The sequence below is a fragment of the Pseudomonas sp. LF020 genome (genome assembly GCF_053456425.1).
The window spans coordinates 349,757-367,315 of the sequence record NZ_JBRFIX010000001.1 but is presented as its reverse complement, the minus strand read 5'-3'; the positions used below and the strand labels follow the sequence as shown (position 1 = coordinate 367,315).

At 61.4% G+C, this 17,559-nt stretch carries 16 protein-coding genes; 9 read left to right on the top strand and 7 right to left on the bottom strand.

Annotated features, from left to right (window positions below):
* Positions 1–108: 108 nt before the first annotated feature.
* Positions 109–1,560, top strand: coding sequence for a pyruvate kinase (gene pyk, locus ACU680_RS01670; RefSeq protein ID WP_448178476.1), 1,452 nt, complete (start codon positions 109–111; stop codon positions 1,558–1,560).
* A gap of 203 nt (positions 1,561–1,763) precedes the next feature.
* Here the strand turns inward: pyk and ACU680_RS01665 are convergent, their stop codons facing one another.
* The 3 genes from ACU680_RS01665 to ACU680_RS01655 all read right to left on the bottom strand — a co-directional run bounded on the left by ACU680_RS01665 (position 1,764) and on the right by ACU680_RS01655 (position 4,722).
* Positions 1,764–2,513, bottom strand: coding sequence for an enoyl-CoA hydratase-related protein (locus tag ACU680_RS01665; protein ID WP_007965889.1), 750 nt, complete (start codon positions 2,511–2,513; stop codon positions 1,764–1,766).
* Between the two features lie 174 nt (positions 2,514–2,687).
* Complete coding sequence (locus ACU680_RS01660) at positions 2,688–3,623, bottom strand: iron-sulfur-binding ferredoxin reductase (RefSeq protein ID WP_448178475.1); 936 nt, start codon at positions 3,621–3,623, stop codon at positions 2,688–2,690.
* A complete protein-coding gene (locus ACU680_RS01655; protein WP_448178474.1) occupies positions 3,616–4,722 on the bottom strand; it encodes a GGDEF domain-containing protein in 1,107 nt (368 codons plus the stop codon). Before ACU680_RS01655 ends, ACU680_RS01660 begins: the two co-directional genes overlap by 8 nt.
* Before the next feature lie 485 nt (positions 4,723–5,207).
* On the opposite strand from ACU680_RS01655, the gene ACU680_RS01650 reads away from it, so the two are divergent.
* From ACU680_RS01650 to ACU680_RS01630, 5 genes are all read left to right on the top strand, one after another.
* Positions 5,208–6,731 (top strand): fumarate hydratase, encoded by a 1,524-nt coding sequence (locus ACU680_RS01650; RefSeq protein ID WP_027612504.1) that lies wholly within the window; start codon positions 5,208–5,210, stop codon positions 6,729–6,731.
* 180 nt (positions 6,732–6,911) lie between these two features.
* On the top strand, positions 6,912–7,106 hold the full coding sequence (locus ACU680_RS01645) for a hypothetical protein (protein ID WP_027612503.1): 195 nt from the start codon (positions 6,912–6,914) through the stop codon (positions 7,104–7,106).
* Between the two features lie 78 nt (positions 7,107–7,184).
* Positions 7,185–8,945, top strand: coding sequence for an ATP-binding protein (locus ACU680_RS01640; RefSeq protein WP_448178473.1), 1,761 nt, complete (start codon positions 7,185–7,187; stop codon positions 8,943–8,945).
* A complete protein-coding gene (locus ACU680_RS01635) occupies positions 8,945–10,276 on the top strand; it encodes a sigma-54-dependent transcriptional regulator (protein WP_448178472.1) in 1,332 nt (443 codons plus the stop codon). The genes ACU680_RS01640 and ACU680_RS01635 overlap by 1 nt, the downstream gene beginning before the upstream one ends.
* A gap of 321 nt (positions 10,277–10,597) precedes the next feature.
* Complete coding sequence (locus ACU680_RS01630; RefSeq protein ID WP_448178471.1) at positions 10,598–11,917, top strand: MFS transporter; 1,320 nt, start codon at positions 10,598–10,600, stop codon at positions 11,915–11,917.
* A gap of 148 nt (positions 11,918–12,065) precedes the next feature.
* Here the strand turns inward: ACU680_RS01630 and ACU680_RS01625 are convergent, their stop codons facing one another.
* A complete protein-coding gene (locus ACU680_RS01625) occupies positions 12,066–12,824 on the bottom strand; it encodes a COG4705 family protein (RefSeq protein WP_367085553.1) in 759 nt (252 codons plus the stop codon).
* A 342-nt stretch (positions 12,825–13,166) separates the two neighbouring features.
* Here ACU680_RS01625 and ACU680_RS01620 point away from each other — a divergent pair, with 342 nt between their 5' ends.
* Both ACU680_RS01620 and ACU680_RS01615 read left to right on the top strand, forming a co-directional pair.
* The gene (locus ACU680_RS01620) at positions 13,167–13,442 is read left to right on the top strand and encodes a hypothetical protein (protein ID WP_367085554.1); all 276 of its coding nucleotides are present in this window, start codon (positions 13,167–13,169) and stop codon (positions 13,440–13,442) included.
* A 274-nt stretch (positions 13,443–13,716) separates the two neighbouring features.
* The gene (locus tag ACU680_RS01615; protein ID WP_448178470.1) at positions 13,717–14,346 is read left to right on the top strand and encodes a flavin reductase family protein; all 630 of its coding nucleotides are present in this window, start codon (positions 13,717–13,719) and stop codon (positions 14,344–14,346) included.
* On the opposite strand, the gene ACU680_RS01610 is transcribed toward ACU680_RS01615, so the two are convergent.
* Both ACU680_RS01610 and ACU680_RS01605 read right to left on the bottom strand, forming a co-directional pair.
* Positions 14,347–14,589: a hypothetical protein gene (locus ACU680_RS01610; RefSeq protein WP_007965872.1), complete on the bottom strand. Its 243-nt coding sequence runs from the start codon at positions 14,587–14,589 to the stop codon at positions 14,347–14,349. It abuts the gene before it with no gap.
* A 43-nt stretch (positions 14,590–14,632) separates the two neighbouring features.
* Positions 14,633–14,986 (bottom strand): antibiotic biosynthesis monooxygenase family protein, encoded by a 354-nt coding sequence (locus ACU680_RS01605; RefSeq protein WP_007965870.1) that lies wholly within the window; start codon positions 14,984–14,986, stop codon positions 14,633–14,635.
* A gap of 429 nt (positions 14,987–15,415) precedes the next feature.
* Between ACU680_RS01605 and ACU680_RS01600 the strand changes: the two genes are divergently transcribed.
* Positions 15,416–16,345, top strand: a complete 930-nt coding sequence (locus ACU680_RS01600) for an AraC family transcriptional regulator (RefSeq protein WP_367085556.1) — start codon at positions 15,416–15,418, stop codon at positions 16,343–16,345.
* Positions 16,346–16,495: 150 nt separating this feature from the next.
* Here the strand turns inward: ACU680_RS01600 and ACU680_RS01595 are convergent, their stop codons facing one another.
* Positions 16,496–17,551 carry an ABC transporter ATP-binding protein gene (locus ACU680_RS01595; protein ID WP_007965866.1) on the bottom strand — a complete coding sequence of 352 codons (1,056 nt, stop codon included), beginning with the start codon at positions 17,549–17,551 and terminating at the stop codon, positions 16,496–16,498.
* Positions 17,552–17,559 lie beyond the last annotated feature (8 nt).

Sequence of the window (17,559 nt, the reverse complement as noted above, 5' to 3'; positions counted from 1 at the left end):
CAAAGTTGCCACGTTCAATAAAGAAAACAATAAGTAGTGCAAACGAACAATGACTACACCCCAAGAGCATAGTAGCCTCTGCTAGCGCTTGAACTCAGGAGTCTTTGCATGTCCGTCCGTCGTACCAAAATCGTCGCTACCCTTGGCCCGGCCAGTAACTCGCCGGAAGTTCTCGAACAGCTGATTCTGGCTGGTCTGGACGTTGCCCGTCTGAACTTCTCCCACGGCACCCCCGACGAGCACAAGGCTCGCGCGAAGCTGGTGCGTGACCTGGCCGCCAAGCACGGCCGTTTCGTCGCCCTGCTGGGTGACCTGCAAGGCCCGAAAATCCGTATCGCCAAATTCGCCAACAAGCGCATCGAGCTGAAGATCGGTGACAAGTTCACCTTCTCCACCAGCCATCCGCTGACCGAAGGCAACCAGCAAGTGGTCGGCATCGACTACCCGGATCTGGTGAAAGACTGCGGCGTGGGCGACGAGCTGCTGCTCGACGACGGCCGCGTAGTGATGCGCGTCGAAACCGCCACCGCTACCGAGCTGCACTGCGTCGTGACCATCGGCGGCCCGCTGTCCGACCACAAAGGCATCAACCGTCGCGGTGGCGGCCTGACCGCACCAGCCCTGACCGAAAAAGACAAGGCCGACATCAAGCTCGCCGCGGAAATGGAAGTCGACTACCTCGCCGTGTCCTTCCCGCGTGACGCGGCTGACATGAACTACGCCCGTCAACTGCGCGACGAAGCCGGCGGCACTGCCTGGCTGGTGGCGAAAATCGAACGCGCCGAAGCCGTGGCCGACGACGAAACCCTCGACGGTCTGATCAAGGCTTCCGACGCAGTGATGGTTGCCCGTGGCGACCTCGGTGTGGAAATCGGCGACGCCGAGCTGGTGGGCATTCAGAAGAAGATCATTCTGCACGCACGCCGCCACAACAAAGCGGTGATCGTTGCGACCCAGATGATGGAGTCGATGATCCAGAACCCGATGCCGACCCGCGCCGAAGTGTCCGACGTGGCCAACGCCGTGCTCGACTACACCGACGCCGTGATGCTCTCGGCCGAATCCGCTGCCGGCCTGTACCCGCTGGAAGCCGTTCAGGCGATGGCGCGCATCTGCGTCGGCGCTGAAAAGCATCCGACCAGCAAGACTTCCAGCCACCGTATCGGCAAGGAATTCGAGCGCTGCGACGAGAGTATTGCGCTGGCGACCATGTACACCGCCAACCACTTCCCGGGCGTCAAGGCGATCATCGCGCTGACCGAAAGCGGCTACACCCCGCTGATCATGTCGCGTATCCGTTCGTCGGTGCCGATCTACTGCTTCACCCCGCACCGCGAAGCCCAGGCCCGCGCGGCGATGTTCCGCGGTGTGTACACCGTGCCGTTCGACCCGGCTTCGCTGGCTCCGAACGAAGTCAGCCAGAAGGCGATCGACGAACTGGTCAAGCGCGGCGTTGTGGAAAAAGGCGACTGGGTCATCCTGACCAAGGGCGACAGCTACCACACCACCGGCGGCACCAACGGCATGAAAATCCTGCACGTGGGCGATCCACAGGTCTGAGTGATCAGCTGAAAACCAAAAGCCCCGGCATGTGAGTGCCGGGGCTTTTTGCATACTGATCCAACAGATTTTGTATCTGCTCTGGCCTCATCGCTGGCAAGCCAGCTCCCACAAGGCTCGCGGCGATCACAGATTTTGCATCCACCACAAAAACTGTGGGAGCTGGCTTGCCAGCGATGAGGGCAGCCCGGCCGGCGAAAATCTCAATGCCGTTTGATGAATCCGGTCAATGCCGCCAACGCCTCCGGCGAGCGCAACCGCTGGGTGAACAGTGCGCCCTCCTGCTCGATCACCTTACGGATCAATTCGCGATCCGGCGCCCTCATCAATTGCTTGCTGATGCGTACCGCCTCTGCTGGCAGTTCATCGAAACGCAACGCCATCTCCCGCGCCTTGTTCAGCGCCGCTTCGCCGCTGCCCAGCGCTTCAGTGGCAATGCCCCATTGCGCTGCCTGTTCACCGCTGAACCCTTCGCCGAGCAGCAACAGCTCCGCCGCTTTCGCCTGCCCGAGCAAACGCGGCAGGATCAGGCTGGAGCCAAACTCCGGACACAACCCGAGATTGACGAACGGCATGCGCAACCGCGCATCGCGGCTGACGTAGACCAGATCACAATGCAGCAGCAACGTGGTGCCGATGCCCACCGCCGCACCGGCCACGGCGGCGATCACCGGTTTGCGGCATTCGAGCAGGTTGAGCATGAAGTGAAACACCGGGCTGTCGAGGTCGCTCGGCGGTTGCTGGATGAAGTCGGCAATGTCGTTGCCGGCGGTGAAGCACTCAGCGCTGCCGGTGATCAGCACAGCATTGATGTCAGGATCGTTGTCGGCCTGCTTCAGGGCCTCGGCGAGGCGGCTGTACATCGCGCGGGTCAGGGCGTTTTTCTTGTCCGGACGGTTGAGACGCAGGGTGAGCAAACCGCGTTCGCGTTCCAGCAGGATGGCTTCGGTCATGGCGTGTCTCAACATGGCTGGTTACAAGGTTAATCTGTGGCGAGGGAGCTTGTCGGATCGCCGCACCGTCCGTTTGAGTGCGCAGCGCTCACAGGCTTTTGAGGCCGCTGCGCGGCCTAGCGGGAGCAAGCTCCCTCGCCACAGAAGCGCCCTCAACCAAATAAGGATCTGCGCTCAACCGCGGGTCAGAAACACATCGGCCAGCAATTGATTGCGCGGCAATCCGGCCAGGTACAGACGCTTGGCAAACGCATCGACGCTGGCAGTCGAGCCGCAGACTAAGGCCAGGGTTTGCCGGGAAACAAGGCGCAGTTGCGCCAAAGCGGCGGCTGACTCGGCCGCCGTCCATAGCTCGATGCTGAGGTTTTCCCGCTGTGCGGCAAGCGCCGCCAGGGGTTTGGACAGATAGTGCTCGCGCGCGTCATGGGCCAGGTGAATGACGCGGATGGCGCCTTGGTGATCCTGACGCAAGGCTTCGCGCAGCACGCCGAACAACGGGCCCAGCCCGGTGCCGGCCGCCAGCAGCCACAGCGGGCGCGAGTGCCAATCCGGGTCGTAATGCAACGCGCCGCCGCGCAGTTCGCCAAGGCGGATCGGGTCACCGATCTGCAGGCGCCGCGCCGCATCGCTGAATTCGCCGGGCTGGCGGCAGTCGAGGTGAAATTCGAGAAAACGGTCTTCCTGCGGCAGGCTCGCCAGCGAATACGGTCGGGCGATGTTGTTGATCCACAGCACCAGATGTTGCCCGGCGCTGTAGCGCAGCGGTCGCTGCGGGGTCAGGCGCAAACGCAGGACGTTATCGCTGAGCCAGTCCAGCGCCTCGACCACCGCCGGGCGCCCGTCGGTGACGGGGTCGAAGGTGTGTACCTGCAAATCTTCCGTGACCTGACACTGACAGGCCAGCCGCCAGCCTTGCTGGCGCTGTTCGGCGCTCAAGGCATCCGGGCGACTGTCGGCGGGCAAGCCGTTCACGCACTGCACCAGACAGGCATGGCAACTGCCGGCGCGGCAGCTGTAAGGCACCGCGACGCCGTTCTGGTTGAGGGCGTCGAGCAGGTTGCTGCCCGCCGCCACCGACCATTGCCGATCACCGACGCGAAGTTCAGGCATCCACATTCTCCCATGCCGCTGCACAGCGATTGCGCCCGTCGCGCTTGGCCCGGTACAGCGCCTGATCGGCACGCTGCAAGGCATCGTCCAGATCATCGCCCAGTTCCAGCAGGGTCATGCCTGCCGACAGGCTGAGGTTACGCACGTTCAGGCCCATCAGTTCGACATCGGTGAAAGCAATGCGCAGGCGTTCGCAGCAGGCGGTCAGGCGTTCGGCATCGCAGTCGGGCAGCAACACCACGAATTCTTCGCCACCGTAACGCGCCAGCACGTCGCCGTCACGCAGGCAGGCACCCGCCACGCCGGCGAACGCCTGCAACACCTGATCGCCGGCGGCATGACCGTGCAGATCGTTGATGCGTTTGAAGTGATCGAGGTCGATCAGTGCCAGACCATGCACCACGCCCGGTTCCATCTCCGCCAGCTCCCGTGAGGCCAGACGCAGAAAATGCCGGCGATTGAACAGTCCGGTCAGTTCATCGGTGGCCACCAGATCTTCGAGTTGGCGCATCATCCCGCGCAGGGTGTCCTGATGCGCCTGCAAGGCAAACCGGCGCTGGCGCATGCGCTGCCGTGAAACCTGGACGAAGCGTGCGTAAATCACCAGCCACGCCAGCACCATCGCCAGAATGCACACCTGCAACGCCGCCAATGCCGGATCCGGCAGACGGAAGTGGAAGCCGTCCCAAAGGGTGATCGCACAGAAACTGAAGAACACCAGCAGCGCGCAACGAATGAACGCGCGCCGGGATAAATGGAACAGACCGAACAGCAGGATCAGCACGTAGAACACCAGAAACGCGCCGCGTGCTTCATCCAGATGGGCGATCAGCCAGGTCTGCCAGCCAAGCCCGAGCAGCACTTGCGCCTCGGTCAGGCTGGGATCGGCAAAGCGCTGATTGCGCCCAGACCAGAACAGCGCAAACAACGTCGCCTGGCAGATCACCACCAGCGCGCTGCCGATGGCCACGCTGTTCAATGATTGCGGGTAATGCCCGGTGAAAAACGCCAGCCACAGCAGCAGCAAAGCCAATCCATAGGTGGCTGCAGCGAGTGCAAAGCGTTTGAGCAAAAGACGTTGAATAGCGTTATGGGTCAATCGTTGACTCACCGTGCGATAGGAGGCTGACCGAGTGTCCTACTCTACAGACCGGATGCCACTTTAGAGGGGCGGTCGATAAATGACCACCGATTTTCGGCGCCAAAAATTGACGTCAAATGCATGACCCGATTGTCGGATTGACGCCGCCTTCTGTGGCGAGGGAGCTTGCTCCCGCTGGCCTGCGCAGCAGGCCCAAATCCAGCCAACTCAATATTTCAGTTCCACCGTGTATACCGATTTACGGCTGCTGCGCAGCCGAGCGGGAGCAAGCTCCCTCGCCACAGGGGCCAGCAGTGTTCGGTATGCGACCAACGAATGACTGCCGGCGCGTGTATGCCCTGCTGAGGCGCGGTATACTGCCGCGCCTTTTTAGCGTCGCGCCAGCAGCCCCGGCGTGCCTTGAAAGGTGCTTGCGACCGACCGATGCACCCAAGCCGCAGGCACCTTATTGAATGTTCCCGTCTTTTAGAGGAGCGCGACTCATGACCGTGATCAAGCAAGACGACCTGATTCAGAGCGTTGCCGACGCCCTGCAGTTCATTTCCTATTACCACCCCGTGGATTTCATCCAGGCGATGCACGAAGCCTACCTGCGCGAAGAATCGCCAGCGGCCCGTGATTCGATCGCGCAGATCCTGATCAACTCGCGCATGTGCGCCACCGGCCACCGGCCGATCTGCCAGGACACCGGCATCGTGACCGTGTTCGTGCGGGTGGGCATGGACGTACGTTGGGATGGCGCGACCATGAGCCTGGACGACATGATCAACGAAGGCGTGCGCCGCGCCTACAACCTGCCGGAAAACGTCCTGCGTGCCTCGATCCTCGCCGACCCGGCGGGCGCTCGCAAAAACACCAAGGACAACACCCCGGCAGTCATCCACTACTCCATCGTCCCGGGCAACACCGTGGAAGTGGACGTGGCGGCCAAGGGCGGCGGTTCCGAGAACAAGTCGAAAATGGCCATGCTCAATCCGTCCGACTCGATCGTTGACTGGGTGCTCAAGACCGTTCCGACCATGGGTGCCGGCTGGTGCCCACCGGGCATGCTGGGCATCGGCATCGGCGGCACCGCCGAGAAAGCCGCGGTCATGGCCAAGGAAGTGTTGATGGAATCCATCGACATCCATGAGCTGAAAGCCCGTGGCCCGCAGAACCGTATCGAAGAGATCCGTCTGGAGCTGTTCGAGAAGGTCAACCAGCTGGGCATCGGCGCCCAGGGTCTCGGTGGCCTGACCACCGTGCTCGACGTGAAGATCATGGACTACCCGACCCACGCCGCTTCGTTGCCGGTGTGCATGATCCCGAACTGCGCCGCCACGCGTCACGCGCACTTCGTGCTCGACGGTTCTGGCCCGGCCTCGCTGGAAGCACCATCGCTGGATGCCTACCCGGAAATCGTCTGGGAAGCCGGCCCGTCGGCCCGTCGCGTCAACCTCGACACCCTGACCCCGGAAGAAGTGCAGAGCTGGAAGCCGGGCGAAACCGTCCTGCTCAACGGCAAGATGCTCACCGGTCGCGACGCGGCGCACAAGCGCATGGTCGAGATGCTGAACAAGGGTGAAACCCTGCCGGTGGATCTGAAAGGCCGCTTCATCTACTACGTCGGCCCGGTTGATCCGGTCGGTGACGAAGTGGTTGGCCCGGCTGGCCCGACCACCGCGACGCGGATGGACAAGTTCACCCGTCAGATCCTTGAGCAGACCGGCCTGCTGGGCATGATCGGCAAATCCGAGCGTGGCCCGACCGCGATCGAAGCGATCAAGGACAACAAGGCCGTGTACCTGATGGCCGTGGGCGGCGCCGCTTACCTGGTGGCCCAGGCCATCAAAAAGTCCAAGGTGCTGGCCTTCGCCGAGCTGGGCATGGAAGCGATCTACGAGTTCGAGGTCAAGGACATGCCGGTCACCGTCGCGGTGGACAGCAACGGTGAGTCGGTACACATCACCGGCCCGGCGATCTGGCAACAGAAGATCGCCGAAAGCCTGGCGGTAGAAGTGCAGTAAGCGTTTCGCAGCTGTAAAAAAGGCCGGCCCGTCAATCGACGGGCCGGCCTTTTTTATGCCTGGGAGAACGACACATACCTTGGGCTTGAGCGCACCTGTCAGATCTGACAGGTGTGCGCTGCCATGATTGTTGTTAGCGTCAATCCATCTGCGTCTTCGCCTGTGCAATGTATGTGACTCATGGCTGATCAAGACCTCAGTATCACCCCGCCCTCCATCGCCAAGAGTTCGACGATTGCCACTTTCAGCAAGCGTTTGGTTTGTTCGAGTGACAGCGTCGAAAGCCTGACACAGGCCACGCAAGCCATCATTGGCGAGCTGGCTTATACCCGCACCATGCTGCTTTCACACTCACACCGGTTCACGGCGGTCTGATCAGGTAACGCGTCAGACGAGAAGGACGGGCAGGCCCATGCTATCGTGCCCGCCCGTCCCTCTATCCATTAGCCCAGCATGCTGCCGACTTCCCGTACCCTGCGTTTGTCGTTGTACACCCTGCTGATCATTGCCGGTGCGGCCATCGCCGCGACCCTTGCCATCCGCCACGCCGAACGCCAGGCGATGGAGGAAGACGCCACCCGCGCCAGCCAGCAATTGGCGCTGTATGCCAACTCGTTGCACACCCTGATCGACCGCTATCGCGCCCTGCCCGCCGTGCTGGCGCTGGACCCGCAATTGCGCAGCGCGCTGGCCGGGCCGGTGGGCGCGGAACAACAGAATGTGCTGAATCTGAAGCTGGAGCAGATCAACGGCGCGGCGCAGTCCTCGACCCTCGAGCTGCTTGATCACAGCGGCCTCGCGGTGGCCGCCAGCAATTGGCGCCTGCCGAGCAGTTACGTCGGCCACAACTACGGTTTTCGTCCGTACTTCAGCCAGACCCGCACTCAGGGCAGCGGGCGCTTTTATGCGGTGGGCGTGACCAGCGGCATCCCCGGCTATTTTCTGTCCAGCGCGGTGCTCGGCGACAACGCCGAGTTCCTTGGCGCGATGGTAGTCAAACTGGAGTTCCCCGAGCTTGAGCGCGAATGGAGCCAGGGCAGCGACACGCTGCTGGTCAGCGATGCACGCGGGATCATCTTCATCGCCAACCAGCCCGGCTGGCGCTATCGCTCGTTGCGGCCGCTGGACAGCCGCGACATGGACGAGATCAAGCGCACGCGCCAGTACGACAAACAATCGCTGATCCCGCTGACGCATTTGTCCCTGCGTCACTTCGACGACAACAGCGACCTGCGTCGAGTCGAAGGCCCGGACGGAACGGCGGATTACTTGTGGGAATCACTGCCGCTGGCCGCCGAAGGCTGGACCCTGCACTTGTTGCGGCGCCCGCAAGTGGCTTTCGAAGATTTGCGCAACGCCGGGCTGGCCGCTGCGGGTGTATGGCTGGCGCTGGTGTTCCTGCTGTTGTTCCTCAATCAGCGCTGGCGCCTGTCGAAAGTCCGTCAGCGCAACCGTGAAGAACTCGAACAACTGGTCGAAGAACGCACCCGCGATCTGCGCACTGCGCAGGACGGTCTGGTGCAATCGGCCAAGCTTGCCGCACTGGGGCAGATGTCCGCCGCACTGGCCCACGAAATCAATCAGCCGCTGACCGCGCAACGCATGCAGCTCGCAACGCTGCGCTTGCTGCTTGAGCATGGCCGCGTCGATGATGCGTACAAGGCGCTCAAACCGGTGGACGACATGCTCACGCGCATGGCATCGCTCACCGGCCACCTGAAAACCTTTGCCCGCAAAAGCCCCAGCGGCCTGCGCGAACGGCTGGATCTGGCGACCGTGGTCGATCAGTCGCTGCAACTGCTCGACGCGCGCCTACGCGACGAACAGGTCAGTCTGGTGCTGCACCTGACGCGTCCGGCCTGGGTGCGTGGCGATGCGATTCGCCTCGAACAGGTGCTGATCAATCTGTTGCGCAACGCCCTCGATGCGATGCAGGGCAAACCGTGCAAACGCCTGGAAATTCGCCTGGAGGTGGATGAACAACTGTGGCGCCTGAGTGTGATCGACAATGGCGGCGGGATTGCCGAGCAGCACCTGAATCAGGTGTTCGATCCGTTCTTCACCACCAAACCGGTGGGTGACGGTCTGGGGCTGGGGCTGGCAGTATCCTTTGCCATCGTGCATGAATCCGGCGGGCGTCTGAGCGTGGAAAATGGCGAGGCTGGCGCGGTGTTCAGCCTGACCTTGCCGATCGATCTGGAGGCACACATCTGATGCTCAACTCAGTGATGGTGGTCGATGACGAAAGCAGCATTCGCAGCGCCGTCGAGCAATGGCTGAGCCTGTCGGGGTTCGAGGTGCAGCTGTTCAGCCGCGCCGAAGATTGCCTGGCGGCACTGCCGGCGCACTTTCCCGGGGTGATTCTCAGCGATGTGCGCATGCCCGGGCTCAGTGGTCTGCAGTTGCTGGCCGAGGTGCAGCGCCGTGACGCCGATCTGCCGGTGATTCTGCTCACCGGTCACGGTGATGTGCCGATGGCGGTCGAAGCCATGCGTGACGGCGCCTATGACTTCCTCGAAAAACCGTTCAGCCCGGACACCCTGCTTGGCAGCCTGCGCCGGGCGCTCGACAAGCGTCGGCTGGTATTGGAAAACCGCGCCTTGCACGAGCAAGCCGACCACCGCGCCAGACTCGATGCCACGCTGCTCGGCGTGTCCCGTGGCATGCAGACTTTGCGTCGGCAAGTGCTGGATCTGGCGGCGCTGCCGGTCAACGTGTTGATCCGTGGTGAGACCGGCAGCGGCAAGGAACTGATCGCCCGTTGCCTGCATGATTTCGGCCCGCGCGCCGACAAGCCTTTCGTGGCACTGAACTGCGCGGCGATCCCCGAGCAGTTGTTCGAAGCCGAGCTGTTCGGTCATGAAAGTGGCGCGTTCACCGGCGCGTCCGGCAAGCGCATCGGCAAACTGGAATATGCCGATGGCGGCACGTTGTTCCTCGATGAAATCGAAAGCATGCCGCTGGCCCAGCAAGTGAAGCTGCTGCGGGTGTTGCAGGAACAGAAGCTGGAGCGCCTCGGGTCGAACCAGAGCATTCGCGTTGATCTGCGGATTGTTGCGGCAACCAAACCTGATCTGCTGGATGAGGCCCGGGCCGGACGTTTTCGCGAAGACCTAGCGTATCGCCTGAACGTCGCCGAACTGCGCCTGCCGCCGCTGCGCGATCGGCGCGAAGACATTCCGCTGCTGTTCGAGTCGTTCGCCTTCAGCGCTGCCCAGCGCCTGGGCCGCACGTTCCCGCCGTTGAGCGGGGCGCAATTGAGTCATCTGCTCAGCCACGACTGGCCGGGCAACGTGCGCGAACTGGCGAACGTCGCCGAGCGGCAGGTGCTGGGGCTGGATGAGCCGGTGCACGGCATCGACCCGGGCCAGTCGCTCGCGGCGCAGCAGGAAGCGTTTGAAGCGCAGTGCCTGCGCGCGGCGCTGACCCGGCACAAGGGCGATGTGAAAGCGGTGCTTGAGGAGTTGCAACTGCCGCGGCGGACCTTCAATGAAAAGCTGCAGCGGCATGGGTTGAGTCGGGAGATGTTTGTTCCGGGCAGCTGAGTTTTGCAGTGTCTGATCGGGCCTCTTCGCGGGCGAGCCCGCTCCCACAGGGTTTTGTGCTGAACACAGAATGTGTGAACACCACTGACCACTGTGGGAGCGGGCTTGCCCGCGAAGAGGCCCGCACAGGCAACATTTATCCATCAGCCTGAATGAGCAATTTTCCGCTCACCACAATCCAGCCATAAGCGGATTTCCGCTCATAAAATCCTGCCGCCCCCTCTAAACCGGCCCTCCCCCCGTTGGCACAGCTCCTGCTACAGCCCCTGCAGGCTGCGTTTCTACGCGCTCCACAAAAACAATTAAACGAAGGATCCTTCAATGGATAACTCCAACGCCCTGCCCCTTGGGTCGGCTGCCGCGCCCGCCAAAGAAAGAACCACCGCCAGCCGGATCAAATCGATCTTCAGCGGCTCGGTCGGCAACATGGTCGAGTGGTACGACTGGTACGTCTACGCCGCTTTCTCGCTGTACTTCGCCAAGACCTTCTTCCCCGCCGGTTCCACCACCGCGCAACTGATGAACACCGCCGCGATCTTCGCCGTGGGCTTCCTGATGCGTCCGATCGGTGGCTGGCTGATGGGCCTCTATGCCGACAAGGTCGGGCGCAAGAAAGCCCTGATGGCTTCGGTCTACCTGATGTGCTTCGGCTCGCTGCTGATCGCCCTCAGCCCCAACTATGAAACCATCGGCATCGGCGCGCCGATCCTGCTGGTGTTCGCCCGTTTGCTGCAGGGCCTGTCGGTGGGCGGTGAATACGGCACCTCCGCCACCTATCTGTCGGAGATGGCGACCAAGGAACGTCGCGGCTTCTTCTCCAGCTTCCAGTACGTGACCCTGATCTCTGGTCAGCTCATCGCCCTGGGCGTGCTGATCGTGCTGCAGAACATGCTGACCACCGAACAGCTGTACGCGTGGGGCTGGCGTATTCCGTTCGCCATCGGCGCACTGTGCGCGATCGTCGCGCTGTACCTGCGTCGCGGCATGGAAGAAACCGAGTCGTTCACCAAGAAAGAGAAGTCCAAGGAAAGCGCCATGCGCACCTTGCTGCGCCACCCGAAAGAACTGCTGACCGTGGTCGGCCTGACCATGGGCGGGACGCTGGCGTTCTACACCTACACCACCTACATGCAGAAATACCTGGTGAACACCGTCGGCATGAGCATCTCCGACTCGACCACCATTTCTGCCGCAACGCTGTTCCTGTTCATGTGCCTGCAACCGATCATTGGTGGTCTGTCCGATAAAATCGGTCGTCGTCCGATCCTGATCGCCTTTGGCGTGCTCGGTACGATCTTCACCGTGCCGATCCTGATGACCCTGCACACCATCCAGACCTGGTGGGGCGCGTTCTTCCTGATCATGGCGGCACTGATCATCGTCAGCGGCTACACCTCGATCAACGCCGTGGTGAAGGCCGAGCTGTTCCCCACCGAAATCCGCGCGCTGGGCGTCGGCCTGCCGTACGCACTGACCGTGTCGATCTTCGGCGGCACTGCCGAATATATCGCGCTGTGGTTCAAGAGCATCGGCATGGAAACCGGTTACTACTGGTACGTGACCGCGTGCATCGCGGTGTCGCTGCTGGTGTACATCACCATGAAAGACACGCAGAAACATTCGCGGATCGTGACTGACTGATCGGGTTTTCACAGCCACTGCAACGGTGGCTGTGGTGGCCTCATCGCTGGCAAGCCAGCTCCCACAGGTTCGGGTGGTGCACACAGATTTGGTGAACATCACCGACCATTGTGGGAGCTGGCTTGCCAGCGATTGGGGCGACTCGGTATCAGGACAATTCAGCAACTAGCGGCGGCTTGCCATAACGCTTCTGCGCATACGACGCGCCGACAATCATCACCAGCAGAATCCCCGCCAGCACCGCCGACGAGCCGATGGTGCCGAAGTCCAGGCCACCCTTTTCATGGGGCTTGGTCATCAGATCGCCCAAGGTCGCACCGAACGGCCGGGTCAGCACGAACGCCACCCAGAACAACAGCACCGACGAAATCTTCGTGAAGTATTTGAGCGCCACGACCACGGCAATGGTCGAGCCGATCAGCAGCGCACCACCGGCAAATCCCAGGCCCGAGTCATCGGCCAGGTAGTCGCCGAGCGCCGTGCCCAAGGTGTTGGAAAACAGAATCGCCATCCAGTAGAACATCTCGCCGCGGAAGGTCTGCACCTTGCTGACGTTCAGCGAATCGCCGCTCAGGCGCCAGGCCGCGAAGATCGCCAGCAGAATCGCAATCAGGATCATCGACCCGGTGGCATAGCCGAGCCCAAGGGTGCGATCCATGAAATCGGACATGGTGGTGCCGGCAGTGCTGGTGGACAGAATCACGATCCAGTACAGCAGCGGCTTGTAGGTCTTGGCCATCAGTTGGCTGATCAGGGTCAGCACGAACACGCTGATCAGGATCAGCGAGCTGAGGGCGTACCCGACGTTGAGGGTCATCGACAGCAAATCCCCTGCGGTTTCCCCCAGGGTCGTCGCGCAGATTTTCATGACCCAGAACGCCAGGGTGATTTGAGGCAGTTTGTTCATCGCAAGCAAAGCTCCAGTGTGAGACGGCCGGTTCTTGGGTTTTCTGGCCGTGGGCAGACTGGCGATGCGTCGGTGAAAAAGCGGTCGGCAACAGATGAAAAATCTGTCATATCGCGAAAACAGCGATTAATCCCCCATTAATGCTGCCCTTGCACCCTACCAATACCTGATCGATGACCTGCGCGGCGTTCGCTCCCGACAGTGGAAGCCCATTCAATGCGCCGCCCTTAACATCAAGTTAATCGATTGTTTTTAGCATTTATTTGCGCTTTTTAATCAATTTAGTTGGCGTAGCATTCAACCCAAGCAAGACACACCGCCAACCCATCCGGAGTCACGAACATGAAAACCAAACTGATCCTCGCCCTGACCCTGTCCGTACTGGCCGCCAACACCTTCGCTGCCGATGGCTCGGACAAAACCAAATCGGCCGAATTCATTTCCGGCGCCAGCGCCGCCATCGAAACCAGCCACTCGGGCACTTACGCCGCTGACGGTTTCGATAAAACCAACCTCGGCAAAACCGTGGCCGCCGATGGCTTCGATAAAACCGGTACTGCCAACGCCATCGCGGCTGACGGCTTCGATAAAACAGGGACCGCTGCAGCCATCAGCTGACTATCAGCGGTCCTTCCACAGCCCGGCCTCGGCCGGGCTTAGTCATTTCTGGGGCAGCACAATTTCTGAAATCCACGCAAAACCCTGTGGGAGCTGGCTTGCCAGCGATGACAATCTTTCATTCAAAGTAATTGTCGACTGACAGACCGCCATCGCTGGCAAGCCAGCTCCCACAGGTTTTCCATTAAATGGAATATCAGTGACCGACTGGAAATTGTCTGACCGTGCTTGCACTATTGTTCACCTGTCCTAGCCCCCTTCCGGAACCCCATCCATGTCCGACGACATCCACTTCTACGAACCCGCCAACGGTCACGGCCTGCCCCACGATCCGTTCAACGCCATCGTCGGCCCGCGCCCTATCGGCTGGATTTCTTCGCAGGATGCCAATGGGCAGTTGAACCTGGCGCCATACAGCTTCTTCAACGCGTTCAACTACATCCCGCCGATCATTGGTTTTTCCAGCGTCGGGCGCAAAGACAGCCTGAACAACATCGAGCAGACCGGCGAGTTCGTCTGGAACCTCGCTACCCGGCCGCTGGCCGAGCAGATGAACCAGAGCTGCGCGATGGTCGCGCCCGAGGTCAACGAGTTTGAATTGGCGGGGCTGACGCCGGCGGCGTCGAAGGTGATTGCCGTGCCACGGGTAGCCGAAAGCCCGGTGTCCTTCGAGTGCAAGGTCACACAGATCATTCAGTTGCAGCGCGCCGATGGCGAAACGGTGCCGAGCTGGCTGATTCTCGGCGAAGTGGTCGCCGTGCATATCGCCAAGTGGCTGTTGAAGGACGGGATCTACGACACCGCCGCGGCAGAACCGATTCTGCGCGGCGGCGGGCCGGCGGATTATTTCCAGTTGGGGCCTGAAGCCCTGTTCAAGATGTGGCGCCCGGGGGCGGTCAAGTAACTACCAGATCAACTCGGCGTCATCAGTGACACCCTTGAGGCGGTCCAGCTCATTGATGGCAGCCTCATCGGCAGCGATGGCGCCGGGGAACACCTGATCACCCAGCAGTTTGTGGAAGCGTGGCGCACCGCCATCGACCAGGGCCTTGACCGCGATTGCCGCGTGATAACCCTTGTTGCCGCCCAACTCGACGGGGACGACTGCGGAGACTGCTTCGAAGTGTTCAAACTCTTTACGTGCCATGGCACACATCCTGGCTCAGACGAATAAGCCGGACATTAAACCCTCAACCGGCGAGTTTGTGTATCGGTGCCGGGCATTGTCCGAGCGCCTGCGCCGCCGACACCTCTTTGAAGGTGTGGAAATCCAGGCTGTTGACCACCAGGTCTTGAACCAATTCGGCAAAGATTTGCATCGACGGACTGTTGAAATAGGCGGTCATCGCCTGTTGATGGCTCCAGAAACCGGAAACCAGCCACAGCTCCGGATCGCATTGCGAATGCTGCAGGGCAAAGTTCAGGCAACCGGGGGCGCTGCGTGATGGTTCGATCAAGGCACTGAGGCGTACACCCAGTTCGGCGGAGCGTCCGGCGCGCGCTCGAACGAAGGCCATATGACTGACGGGAATCTGCTTGGACATGTTCAACCCTCCCAGGGAGTCGCGTGGCAGCCGGGGGACGGGCTGCGACAGGATCCAAGGTTAAGGGCCGGGCGCAAGGTGCCGTTAGTCGATTCCTGCCGCTGCGTTGCACAATCCTGCGAGACTGCACAAACGCCCCGCATCGATGGCTAGAAACCTGTCACACCGCTGTCACAACGCTTTTGTGTAGGAGCTGCCGAAGGCTGCGATCTTTTGACTTTTGTTTTTAAAATCAAAAGATCGCAGCCTTCGGCAGCTCCTACAGGGGTCTTCGCCCAAGCAATGAGGAGGCGATGACTAAGCGTTGGCCGGCACGCAAAACCAGCCAATGCAGAATCAGGCAAGCATTTGACAGGATGTGTCTACCGCTTGCGCTTGCACAAATATAGGCTCTGCCCCATTCCACCGTCTTAGCAGAGGATGCCGCGCATGACGTCATTCGATCGTTTCCAGGCCCCGCTCGATGTCGACATGGAAAAACAGCGTGCGGAGCTCGCGGGGATCATCCGCCGCAACACCACCGACGATGGCAGTTACCAGACCGCCATCGGCTCGCTGTTCATGTCGCGCCACACAAAATCCCACGACTTCGCCCCGGTGCTGGCGCAACCGGCGTTGTGCATCATGGCCCAGGGCCGCAAAGAGGTGCGCCTGGCGGACGAATACTTCAATTACGACCCGCTGAATTACCTGGTGGTCTCGGTCTCGATGCCGCTCAGCGGGCGGGTGGTGAATGTCTCGCCGGAAGATCCGATCCTCGCTGTGCGTCTGGACATCGATCCGGCGGAAATCACCGCACTGATCGCCGACGCCGGGCCGATGGGCGTGCCGACCCGGCCGACCGGGCGTGGCCTGTATGTGGAAAAGATCGACAGCGCGATGCTCGACGCGGTGTTGCGTCTGGCACGCTTGCTGGATGCACCGAAAGACATTGCCATGCTCGCGCCGCTGATTCGCCGGGAGATTCTCTATCGCCTGCTGCGCAGTCCGCAGGGCCATCGCTTGTATGAAATCGCGATTGCCAACAGCCAGAGCCACCGCATCAGCCAGGCGATCAAATGGCTCAACGGCAACTTCGAACAGCCGCTGCGCATCGATGATCTGGCGAAAGAAGTGAACCTCAGCGTCTCGACCCTGCATCACCGCTTCAAGGCGATGACCGCGATGAGTCCGTTGCAATATCAGAAGCAATTGCGCCTGCAAGAGGCGCGGCGCCTGATGCTGGCCGAAGGGCTGGAAGCGTCGGCAGCGGGCTATCGCGTGGGCTATGAAAGCCCGTCGCAGTTCAGCCGCGAGTACAGCCGCTTGTTTGGTGCGCCGCCGTTGCGGGATCTGGCGCGGTTGCGGCAGTCGGTCTGATCAAGGTTTGTGCTGGATCGATTGACGCCATCGCTGGCAAGCCAGCTCCCACAGGTTTTTTTGCTGAACACAGAAGTTGTGCACACCCGAAAAACCTGTGGGAGCTGGCTTGCCAGCGATGGGGCCAGTCAAGACAACCTCAATCCTGAATCAGGCACCGAGTACCCGACACGCCTCGCTCGGCAACGTCACCGACACCGGATGCCCGATCCCCAAACCGATCCCCTGACACGGCGTGCTCAACGCCGTAAACGTCACCCCGGAACACTCCACCGTGGTCTCGATGGTCGCGCCGATATCGCGCACGAACGTCACCTTGCCGAGCAAGCGATTGCCCGCCGTGGCTTGTGGCGCGGACAGTTGCAGGTCCTCCGGACGAATCAGCATCTTCACCTTCTGCCCCACCTCGATGCTGCTGCAGATTGGCACTTGCAGCGCATCACCGCCCGGCAAACTGACCTTGCCGTCACCCAGCGCCGTGGCCGGAAAAATGTTGCCCGAACCGATGAAGTCGGCAACGAACTCGTTGGCCGGATGCCGATAGATTTCGATCGGCGTGCCCACCTGCTGCACCTTGTGCTCGCCCAGCACCACGACGATGTCGGCCATGGTCATGGCTTCGCGTTGGTCGTGGGTAACCATGATCGTGGTGATGTTCAAGCGCTGCTGCAACTGGCGGATTTCCACCTGCATCGACTCGCGCAGCTTGGCGTCCAGCGCCGACAGCGGTTCGTCGAGCAGAAGGATTTTCGGCCGCGAGGCGATGGCCCGGGCAATCGCCACCCGCTGCCGTTGCCCGCCGGAGAGCTTCGCCACCGGCCGATCGATCATTGCTTGCAGCTGAATCAACTCCAGCAACTCCACCACCCGCGCCTGCTGCTCGGCCTTGCTCACGCCGCGCAGTTTCAGCGGATAGGCGATGTTCTCGCCGACGGTCATGTGCGGGAACAGCGCCAGCGACTGGAACACCATGCCGAAGTTGCGCAGGTGCGCCGGGGTGTGGCCGATGTTCTCGCCGTCGAGGCGAATCTCGCCGCCGGTGAGGGTTTCCAGCCCGGCGATCATCCGCAGCAAGGTGGTTTTGCCGCAGCCCGACGGGCCGAGAAAACACACCAGTTTGCCTTCCGGCAAATGCAGGTTGACGTCCTGTACCGCGCAAGCCGAGCCGTAGAATTTCTCGACGTTTTCCAGAATCAGACCAGTCATGTTGCACC

Bases quoted from the DNA above. Each gene is read 5' to 3' on its own strand.
- ACU680_RS01625 (WP_367085553.1), bottom strand. From the start codon at position 12,824: ATGAACAAACTGCCTCAAATCACCCTGGCGTTCTGGGTCATGAAAATC.
- ACU680_RS01615 (WP_448178470.1), top strand. From the start codon at position 13,717: ATGTCCGACGACATCCACTTCTACGAACCCGCCAACGGTCACGGCCTG.
- ACU680_RS01635 (WP_448178472.1), top strand. From the start codon at position 8,945: ATGCTCAACTCAGTGATGGTGGTCGATGACGAAAGCAGCATTCGCAGC.
- ACU680_RS01620 (WP_367085554.1), top strand. From the start codon at position 13,167: ATGAAAACCAAACTGATCCTCGCCCTGACCCTGTCCGTACTGGCCGCC.
- ACU680_RS01665 (WP_007965889.1), bottom strand. From the start codon at position 2,513: ATGACCGAAGCCATCCTGCTGGAACGCGAACGCGGTTTGCTCACCCTG.
- ACU680_RS01660 (WP_448178475.1), bottom strand. From the start codon at position 3,623: ATGCCTGAACTTCGCGTCGGTGATCGGCAATGGTCGGTGGCGGCGGGC.
- ACU680_RS01630 (WP_448178471.1), top strand. From the start codon at position 10,598: ATGGATAACTCCAACGCCCTGCCCCTTGGGTCGGCTGCCGCGCCCGCC.
- ACU680_RS01640 (WP_448178473.1), top strand. From the start codon at position 7,185: ATGCTGCCGACTTCCCGTACCCTGCGTTTGTCGTTGTACACCCTGCTG.
- ACU680_RS01605 (WP_007965870.1), bottom strand. From the start codon at position 14,986: ATGTCCAAGCAGATTCCCGTCAGTCATATGGCCTTCGTTCGAGCGCGC.
- ACU680_RS01645 (WP_027612503.1), top strand. From the start codon at position 6,912: ATGGCTGATCAAGACCTCAGTATCACCCCGCCCTCCATCGCCAAGAGT.
- pyk (WP_448178476.1), top strand. From the start codon at position 109: ATGTCCGTCCGTCGTACCAAAATCGTCGCTACCCTTGGCCCGGCCAGT.
- ACU680_RS01650 (WP_027612504.1), top strand. From the start codon at position 5,208: ATGACCGTGATCAAGCAAGACGACCTGATTCAGAGCGTTGCCGACGCC.
- ACU680_RS01595 (WP_007965866.1), bottom strand. From the start codon at position 17,551: ATGACTGGTCTGATTCTGGAAAACGTCGAGAAATTCTACGGCTCGGCT.
- ACU680_RS01600 (WP_367085556.1), top strand. From the start codon at position 15,416: ATGACGTCATTCGATCGTTTCCAGGCCCCGCTCGATGTCGACATGGAA.
- ACU680_RS01610 (WP_007965872.1), bottom strand. From the start codon at position 14,589: ATGGCACGTAAAGAGTTTGAACACTTCGAAGCAGTCTCCGCAGTCGTC.